The sequence below is a fragment of the Nitrospira sp. BLG_1 genome, assembly GCF_047338595.1.
Lineage (GTDB): Bacteria > Nitrospirota > Nitrospiria > Nitrospirales > Nitrospiraceae > Nitrospira_D.
In genome coordinates this window covers 1-10,005 of sequence record NZ_JBLFBO010000069.1, presented here as the reverse complement: position 1 = coordinate 10,005, position 10,005 = coordinate 1, and the positions used below count along the sequence as shown (strand labels likewise).

The window sequence follows — 10,005 nt, the reverse complement described above, 5'->3', positions numbered from 1 at the left end:
CGGAAAAGACAAATGGCTTGAACATCAACCCGATCTGATAGAGCAGGAGGACCAGCAGAGAAAAGAACACCACGGAAAAAATCTGTTGTCGAGTCATGGACGACGCCGCAATTTCATGAAGAGGTCAAGAGTAAATAGCAGATCTGAACCTGTCTGTCACGGGAAGGCTCAGCAGGCTGGCAGGGGTTCGACAACCGAACGCAGTGAGGAGGAAGAAGGGAAGCAGTGGTTTGCTATAGGTCGACTTCTCGCCCGATCAACGCCACCGGCTTGTTGCGATGGGCATTCATGTCACGAACGTTGCCCGGCAACCGCTGAGCTTCTTCAGGCCACCCGGTGACACCCATATCACTCACCCCCTGAAACTTGGCACCCTCCTCCATCAACAACGTGGGGCAATGGACTTCACCGATGAGGATGGCGGTTTTGAGGAGTTGCACCTTCCCCGTCGCAGTCACCGTAGCTTTGATCTTTCCACTGCTGACAAGGGAATCGGCATGGATCGAGCCTTTCACCACGCCGTCTTCGCCGACAATGACCTCTCCTTTCGTGTGCACGTCGCCTTCCAATCGCCCATCAATACGTACCGTGCCGTCGACCCTGATTTCACCCTTCAGCTCAACACCCTTCGCCAACAGCGTAATATTGCCGTCGTCGCCATACCCAGTCTTCTTCATGGAACCTCCCCCGTACAGGCCAATCGCCTCTATAAGAGTACCTGAGGACCTTGGATAGACCTAACGGTTTGTGGAATCCAGCGGGTTGGTTCCACCCTCAATCAGGGGGAGACCCCGAACGTCTCTTTCAACTGTTCCAGAAATCCGCCTCCATGCACCTCACAGTAGACGGTGGGCTCCGTCCCCACGATGAAGAACTCCGTGCGATGCTCCGGACATTGTGCCGTGGCAAGCTGACCGGTGCGCGGATCGATCCGACGCTCGACGATCCCGGAAGGCAGGTCAAAGTCACCGTGCTGGCGTGGGATCAGCCGTACCGCCAATTCACTCCAAATCGGAAGGGCCGCTTGCGCCCCGGTCAGTTTAATCGGACGCTCGTCATCGAACCCTACCCAGACCCCGATCGCAAGATCGGGTGTATAGCCGACAAACCAGGCATCCCGATACCCGTCCGTCGTTCCAGTCTTACCCGCCACCGGCCCCTGCACCCCCATCGCTCTGGCCTTGGCGGCAGTCCCATGATCCACCACGCCTTTCAACAACGAGGTGACCAGAAAGACGCCTTGGGGGCTGGCGGCCTGGCGCCGATCGACCGCCGGACTCCAGATCGTTTCCCCACCGTCCCGTACGAGGTTTGAGATCGCCACGGGATGGACGACGACGCCTCCATTCGCAAGCCCGGTATAGGCAGCCGTAATCTGAAGCAGAGACACCGCGGAGCTCCCCAATGCTAGAGACAGATTGTCCGCCAGCGGTGTCGCAACCCCGAACGCCTGGAGCAAGCTTGTCAGCGACGCCATACCGGTCCGGTGTGCCGTCCGAACAGCAGGGACGTTCAGCGACTGTTCAAGTGCCGTTCGAACGGAGACCTGTCCTCGGTACTGTCGATCGTAATTCTGAGGCGACCAAGAGCCCGTGCCTGATTCCAACGTCAACGGTTCATCCGCCAACAGAGTCGCGGCCGTCAGCCCGGCCTCCCCTTGATCGCGTGCCGCTTCAAATCCGGCCAGATAGACAAACGGTTTGAACAGAGACCCGGCGGATCGACGGGCCTGCACCGCCCGATTAAATTGGCTTGTGCGATAGTCCCGCCCGCCGACCATCGCCAGCACATGGCCATGCTTGACATCCAACACGACGACGGCGCCTTGAAGCGGCGAGTCTCCATCGGCCAGCGAGGGATAGGTCTTTTCGAGCTTAGCCAGTCCATGCTGCAAGGCCTGTGCGGCAAGTTGCTGCGCTCGAGGATCCAGCGTCGAGTAGACTCGGGCGCCCTCAGGAATCTCCTGCCTGATCCCTTCTTCGATTTCTCGAAGGAGATGATCGACGAAGTACGGTGCATCAGTAAGCACATCCTGAGCCAGCACGACCTTCACCGGTCGATTCAGCGAACGCTTCAATGCGTCCTCCGTCAACAGTCCCTCGTCGCGGAGTCGGCGCAAGACCACATTTCTCCGCTTGGTAGCATTCTCGATGTTCTTGACCGGCGAATAGACGTTCGGCCCTTTCACCAACCCCACGATCAAAGCCACCTCTTCGATCGACAGACTTTCCACGGTCTTGCCGAAATATCGATGCGCCGCCTCCCCGACGCCGTAAATGGAGACCGGCCCCGCTTGGCCGAGGTAAATTTCATTGACATAACTTTCGAGGATGTCCTCCTTCCGATACTTGCACTCAAGCGCCACCGCAGCCACGACTTCCCGAATCTTTCGCCCGAACGTGCGCTGTGGAGAGTAAAAGAGGTTCTTCGCGAGCTGCTGGGTCAGGGTACTGCCTCCTTGCACAACGGCACCATGCGTCAGGTTGGTCCAGAGCGCACGGCCGATCGAAATGGGATCAACTCCGATATGGGAAAAAAACCGACGGTCTTCGATCGCTAAGAGCGTGCGAATCAGCGTGGGTGGGACGCGGCTCAAGGGAATCCACTCACGAACCTGTCTGCTTCCCCGACGCATGCCGCTGATCAATGCCGGTTCGAGGGAGACCAGTGCCGCTGGTTGCCCATCGGAGGCCGAGAGCACCTCGGATACAATGCCCTCCGTCAACGTCAATTTCACGACTCGAGCCGGTAACCGGCTTTCCTCTTGGGCATGGAGAAAAATATCGATGGCATCATGGGTCACCGCATATTCACCGGCCACCCGTGGACGGCCATTGACTCGCCGGTATTCCAACCGCTGGAGTCGGTCGAACAAACCGGCATCCTGAGGATGCAATCCAGGCGTGAGAAAAAACGGTGCGCCGTAGATCAGAAGCGGAGGATGTTCGTCGCTTTTCGGCAGCGCCAGACTGCCGGAAAGGAAGAAGCCATAGCCGGCCAAAACCGCCAGGCTGATTCCCAACAAGCAGATGCCCGCCACAAAGAGACGCTTGGTCAATCGAAACAGTCGAGAGGTAAACCGATTTGGCATAGCCACTCAGTGTACCCTGCGGATGGGACAAGAGGAATAGGGGGATTCAAATGATAAGACGGGAAGCCTAACCGACCAGGTCAGCCCGTACACATTGACATTCGGCAGAAGGCATTACGCCCGGGGTGAGACGCTGCACATACGTCGATCGATTGCCTGATCGTGGAGCGAACTAAACGGGGGCCTCTACGGGGCTGACCGGCAGATCCAATATGAATGTAGCCCCCTGTCCTGGTCCATCACTGTGAGCCTGAAGTGTCCCTCCGAGATTCTTGGCAGCAAGCATCGCGCTGTGGAGGCCAATGCCATGCCCATCGGATCTGGTGGTAAAGCGCTGGGTGAAGAGACGCGGAAGATGATCACTTGCGATCCCCATTCCGGTATCGATGACTTCAAACCGGACAAAGCCTGGACGATCCGTTGCTGCACCAACCTGCAGCGTCAATCGGTGAGGCTTGTCCGGTAGCGCTTCCATCGCCTTTTGGGCGTTGCTCACCAAATTCACCAATATTTGCAGCACCTGATGCCGGTCGCAGAGCCCTTCAAGCTCCTTATCGTACCGCTCCACGATCTCATACCCTCGTCGGTCAAGTGTCGGACGATGGATGGCGAGGGCTTGTTCCATCACATGCTGAAAGCATACTGGTTCCCACAGCGGTCGCTCCGATCTGGCCAGGTGGACTTGCCGGTCGACCACCTGGCGGATATGGTCGACATTGCGGCTCAATCCGATGAGTTCTGATTCCACCAGGGCTTGGTTCTGCGTCATCGATTCGGCCAACATCGTCAGATAGGAAGGAATCTGCTTCCCCTGCACATCCTCAGACAAGTAATGGACAAGCTCATGCCGATGTTGTTGTAACAGTGAAGCGAGCAAGGCGATGTCGTCGATCGGGACTCGTTTCAACGCACGCATGGCGACATCGACGGAGATATTGACGCTATTGAGGACATTCCCCACATTATGCAGCACCGTCGAGGCCACATCAGCCATCCCGACCGACCGGGAACGTTCAAGCAGTTTGCGATTCAACTCCTCCCGTTCTACTTGAATCCGCTTCCGCTGTTCGACCTCCTGCGTGAGCGCATCATTCGCCTGTGCTAACTGTTCATTTTGCGCGACCACTTTGGATTGCGATAGCTCAAGCTTGGTAATGGCATCCCGTAGCTGTGCCTTGGCGTGATCTACATCGGTGACGTCGTGACAGGACACAAGGATGCCCCTCACGACGTCTCCTTCCTCGAGAATCGGCATACTGGTCACAGACAGCGTATGGAGTGCACCGACCGGAGGACGAAACCCGAGCCGGACGCCCTGCTGAAGTGTCTTGTACTCAATGGCTCGTTCCCATGGATACTCCAGCACAGTGGAACGTGGACCGTCAGGATCCGGCTCCCAGTGAAACCGAGAGAGAGAACGGCCCAGGATGGAGGCGAGCGGTTGATGGGCTAATCGACAGAACGCCTCATTAGCCAAAACGATGGACCCTGACCGATCTACCAGAGCCACACTGTCGGTGAGGCTATCAAGGGCGCCTTTCACCCGGGGAGGAATGACCTCTGATGGATCCACATAACGGAGTATCCGCGTCATGACGGCAAGTGCGCCGATAAACGTCAGCACGGCAACCACGGCCACAAAGCGAGGCCACGCACCAGTCAACCACCTCTCCTCCGGAGAGAGATGGGTCGGCTTGAATGAGATCTGTAACATGGCCCAGGGTGAGGAGGCCTTGTGAATGGGAACCTGCATGTGAGTCATGGTGGACTGCCGCACAGGAGGTTCAATCCAATATCGCTCGTGATCACCGACGACCACCAGCCGTTCACCACCGATCACCTGAATAGCCATGGACTGAATAGCTGTATCACGAGCCACCAACGCCCTCAGAGCTCCCTCAAGAGCCGACTGTTGGCCTGAAGCGGCGAGGATCGCGTACTCGATGGCGAGAGATTCCGACAGGGTCTTTCGCGCGGCAAAAACGTGGGTTCTTTTGTCGGAGTCTAGGTCGACCAACGTTGCTCCGATTACCAGCGCACCAATCGTGATCCCGACCAGACAGAGACTGATCACGAGACTAGGGGAAAACCGATTCATAGCCTTCTTGTCGCCGGTTGATCAAGCCGTCCGCTTGAGGGGAGGTGCCTTGTCAAGCACCTGGTTCAACCCCTTGAACTCCGCCGCTTCTTGTTGCTGCGCCCTGGTAGCTTCGTCACGCCGGTGTTTGCGCTCATTGCGGGTAAGTTTCACCACGGGGAGTGGATCGAAGTGTTGCCAGGCCGGCATGGTGGCCAGCATGCTTGCCAAGATCGCCCCACTGCGCAGCGCCCACGCCACAAAGCCCACGGACAAGGTGGTGCCGGTCACCGCCGCAACCCGTGCCATGAGCTCGTGGCGTTCCTGCGAGACGTTCACAGCCTGCTCCAGTGAAACCGCCATCTCATCAAGCTTGGCCATGAGCAGGTCACTCACAGATGGTGTGGTCTCCGGAGGCTCCGGCTCTAGTGTCGGAGCGGGCTCCACAGGTAACACGCTGTACAGTGGACGCCCCTGGTCATCGTTGACAAAGAAGAGCGGCCGGTCCTTTGCATCTTCCTCAGTCTTACGCGGCTCCTCAGGCACCCGCTCTACGGGACGTTCTGACGGCGGCACGAGGGTCAGTGGCACTACGTTCACGGGTGGCCCCACCATCGGCGGCACCGTGGGCCCGGGTGGAACTGTGGTTGGATCTGAGACAGTCACCGGTTCATCCGCTGGAGGCGCCCCTGGTCCGGAAGTCGGCCCACCGGAGGAAGGCGGAGGAATGGGCGTCAACAGAATCGGTGGAACAACCGGAGGCGGGGCCACACTTTCCACTACATCTGTTACGGTCACCTGGACGGTCTGTGTCGTACTCGCCCCTTGGCTATCGACGACTTGAACTTGGACCACATACACATTATCGCCGTTCGCGTCCGTCGCCACTTCGAAATCCGGTGGCGCCGTGAATCTCAACGCACCCGTGGCTGCATTGATCGTGAACAAGGCCTGATCCACACCCCCACTGATGCTGTAGGAGAGGGCCTGCGCCGGCAGATCCACATCTGCCCCCGTGACAACCGTCACCGCACTGACGTTCTCCCCAACCGAGATGGCCGCAGTCGCACCACCGCCACTGCTCGTAATCGTGGGGGCATCATTGACAGGGGTGATCGTCAGCGTCACAGTCGTGAGCCCCAGCGAGCCTCCAGCCGCATCGTTCACGGTGAAGGTGAAACTGTCGCTTGTCGTTTCGGAGCCATCGTGAACGTAGAGCAGCCGATTCGCCGCAATGTCGGCTTGGGTAAAGGCGGTGGCATTCACTCCGGGTGCAGTCGTCAGTTCCAATCGCCCATAGAGTGGACCAGTGCCGATCGTGTAGGTCAGTTGGGCCGCAGCCTGTTCGACATCGGTCACGGCCAGTTCACTCGCATCGATGGTATCCGTCCCGCCTTCGGCGACGGTGCTGCCGGTGTTCGTGGAAAGAAGCGGCGCATCATTGACCGGCGTCACGGTGACACTGATTACTTGGGTCGTGGTATTGCCCGCGTCGTCGGTGATCGTCACGGTGAAGCTGTCGCTGCCGTTGTAATCCGCGTTGGGGGTGTAGCTCCACAGCCCGGTCGCTGGATCAATACTCGCCGTTCCGTTTGTGGCGACTCCGGTCACCGTAAATACGGTGCCATCACTCAACCCATCGTTGTCGGTCGCCGTTAAGGTCCCCGTGAGCGTCGTGTCTTCGTTACCCGTCCCGCTGGTGCCCCCCGTCACCACCGTTGGATCATCTACGGCAGTGACCGTCACGGTCACCGTCGCGGTCTCCGTGACCCCTCCACTGGTAATGGTGTAGGTAAAGCTGTCGGTCCCGTTGAAGTTCGCGTTGGGTGTATAGGTTACGGTCCCGTTCGCCAGAAACGCCACCGTCCCGTTTGCCCCCTGCGTCACGCTCGTCAGCACCGAGGTTCCCTCAAAGCTGTCGGCCGTGGCCCCGTTCGTCCCCGTCAGTACGTTCGCACTGATCGCCGTGTCTTCGGTCGTCGTCAGGCTATCGTCCGTGATGTCGACAACGGCCGTCACCGTCACACTGATCACTTGCGTCGTGGTATTGCCCGCGTCGTCGGTGATTGTCACGGTGAAGCTGTCACTGCCGTTGAAGTCCGCATTCGGCGTATAGCTCCACAAGCCTGTGCTCGGATCGATGCTCGCGGTCCCATTGCTCGCCGCTCCTGTCACAGTAAACACCGTGCCGTCGCTCAAACCCTCGACATCCGTCGCTGTCAGAGTCCCCGTCACGATTGTGTCCTCGTTACCCGTCCCGCTCGTGCCCCCCGTCACCACCGTCGCGTCATCCACCGCCGTCACGGTGATGGCCACGGTATCGATGTCACTCACGCTATTACTGTCAGTGCTCGTCACCGTCAGCGTGTCACTCCCATTGAAGTTCAGGGTGCCTTGATAGGTCAGCGTCGCTAACACCGCGTTGATGTCGGCTTGGCTCCCCATGAGCGTCAGGGTGTTGGACCCATTAGCACCCGCACTGATGCTGGCCGTTCCACTCAGAGTCACATTCAATGTTCCGTTGCTCACTGCTAGCTGGACGCTGCTCAGATTGCCGTCCGCGTCGGTGACCGACAGCCCGCTGATCACCAATGGAGTGTCCTCATTCACGCTTTGCGCCCCTGGTACCGTATTCACCGGTGCGTCATTGACCGCTTGGATATAAACGAGTTTGGTCTGCGGCGTGGCAGCGCCGCCATCCCCATCGGTCAGGTCAAACGCGATCTGCCTGGTCGCCGTCGACGGATCATCACTCACATTGCTGAATTGAATACTGCGATAGACCTCTTGGACTGCCGAAGGAGTAGCACTCGTATTGAAAGTGATGACCAACGGATCCGACCCACTGGTGCCCCCGCTCACCGTCCCAATCACTGTGCCGCCGTAGGTCACGTTGTTGCCCGACAGGCCCACCTGCCCAGGGCCAGTACCGAAGTTCCCTACGATCAATCGATCGTCAGCCGTCCCATTGGCCGAGATCGACACCATGAGGATCCCACCGTCAAAGTCGGCAGAGTCAGGATCAACAATCGTGCCCGTCGCATCGACCACTTGCGGTGAGCCATTTTCGACAAAGGTGACATCCGGTGCGACGGGAGTCAGCACTGGCGCATCGTTCGTGGCAATTATGGTGAGAGTCGTGCTCCCAGTAGCCGTCAGCGCCCCACCTGTGCCTTGACCACCGCTGTTGCCATCGTTGAACGTCCAGTCAATCTGGACCGTGGATGGTGGGGTATCGCTGCTGTTACCGTACGCAATCTGCTGCATCGCCTGGTTGACCAACGCATTCGTGGCATTCGGACCAAACACGAGGATGAGCGTCCCATTTGCATTCTGCAGCACCCCACCGATAGTAATGCCGTTCACGATCAACGCCCCTTCATCGATAAGGGGGCTGAGTGTGCCCGTGGCACTGAACACATCCTCGGCGTTCGTCCCACCGTTGCGGACCAGGGTCAACGTGGAGCCGTTGAAATTGTCGGCCACTGACAGTTCAGGGTCAGTAAGCTGCACATCCGCATCCAGCACAACCGGTGAGCCACCCTCCGTATAGGTCGGGGTATCAGCCAGATTACTGAATGTCGGGGCTTCGTTGACATTCGTAAGGTTGATCGTGAGTGTCTGATCGTGAGTCAGCCCACCGGCATCCGTCGTCCGCACCATGATCGTGTGACTGGTCGCACTCTCGTAATCCAACAGAGTCCCATCCGCCACCGTGATTTGCCCCGTGTTCGCATCGATCGTGAAGCGGCCGCCGGCAGAATCAAGGAGAGAATAGGTGTGCGTGTCGCCTGCATCAGGATCGGTGGTACTGGCCGTCCCCACGACCGTGCCGTTCGCCGCGTTCTCAGATACCGTATTACTGCTTAAGCTGATATTGGTCGGCATCTCGTTACTGTTGGTCAGATTGATCGTAAAGGTCTCGTCATAGGTGAGACCAGCGTTGTCCGTCACTCGTACCGTCACGCTGTGATTCGTCGTCGCCTCATAGTTCAACAGACTCCCATCGGCCACGGTGATTTGGCCGGTACTGCTGTTGATCGCAAACCGCCCGCCTGCACTATCGGTGAAGCTGTAGGTCAGCGTGTCCCCAGCATCAACGTCGTTCCCCGTGACGATACCGATAACCGTGCCGTTCGCGGCATTCTCAACCACGGTGTTTGAAGAGAGGACGAGATCATCCGGGGCATCGTTGGCGTCGATCAGGTTGATCGTGAAGGTCTTCTCGTAGGTCAGCCCGCCACTGTCCGTCACTCGGACCGTCACGTCATGCGTTGGAGCCACCTCATAGTGCAGCAGCGAGCCATCAGCCACGGTGATCTGACCGGTTGTGGCATCGATCGCGAAGCGCCCGCCGGCGTCGTCAGTCAGCTGATAGGTATGGGAGTCGCCCGCATCGGGATCGGTGGTACTGGCTGTCCCCACGACCGTCCCGTTCACGGCATGCTCCACCACGTTGCTGGAAGAGAGCGTCAGATCCGTCGGCGTTTCATTGACGTTGGTCAGATTGATCGTGAAGGTCTCGTCGTAGGTCAGCCCCCCGCTGTCCGTCACCCGCACCGTCACGCTATGGCTGGTCGCCGCCTCATAGTTCAGCAGACTGCTGTTCGCCACCGTAATCACGCCCGTGCTGCTGTTGATCGCAAACCGCCCGCCCGCACTATCCGTAAAGCTATAGGTCTTCGTATCGCCGCTGTCCGGATCTGTCCCGCTCACCGTCCCCACCGTCGTCCCGTTCGCCGCGTTCTCCGCCACCGTGTTTGCCGAGAGACTCAGATCGGTCGGTGCATCGTTGACGGCGGTGACATCGACCGTGACGGTATTGGGGGCGGCATCG

At 58.7% G+C, this 10,005-nt stretch carries 4 protein-coding genes; all 4 read right to left on the bottom strand.

From position 1 onward, the window contains the following. Positions 1-233: 233 nt before the first annotated feature. Positions 234-677 carry a bactofilin family protein gene (locus tag ACMTNU_RS19485; RefSeq protein ID WP_413936958.1) on the bottom strand — a complete coding sequence of 148 codons (444 nt, stop codon included), beginning with the start codon at positions 675-677 and terminating at the stop codon, positions 234-236. A 101-nt stretch (positions 678-778) separates the two neighbouring features. After that, positions 779-3,091 carry a PBP1A family penicillin-binding protein gene (locus tag ACMTNU_RS19480; protein WP_413936957.1) on the bottom strand — a complete coding sequence of 771 codons (2,313 nt, stop codon included), beginning with the start codon at positions 3,089-3,091 and terminating at the stop codon, positions 779-781. Positions 3,092-3,263: 172 nt separating this feature from the next. Continuing rightward, entirely contained in the window at positions 3,264-5,189 is a 1,926-nt protein-coding gene (locus ACMTNU_RS19475; RefSeq protein ID WP_413936956.1) for an ATP-binding protein, read from the bottom strand. A 21-nt stretch (positions 5,190-5,210) separates the two neighbouring features. After that, positions 5,211-10,005 (bottom strand): beta strand repeat-containing protein (locus ACMTNU_RS19470; RefSeq protein WP_413936955.1); only part of this gene is annotated, 4,795 nt, incomplete at its 5' end.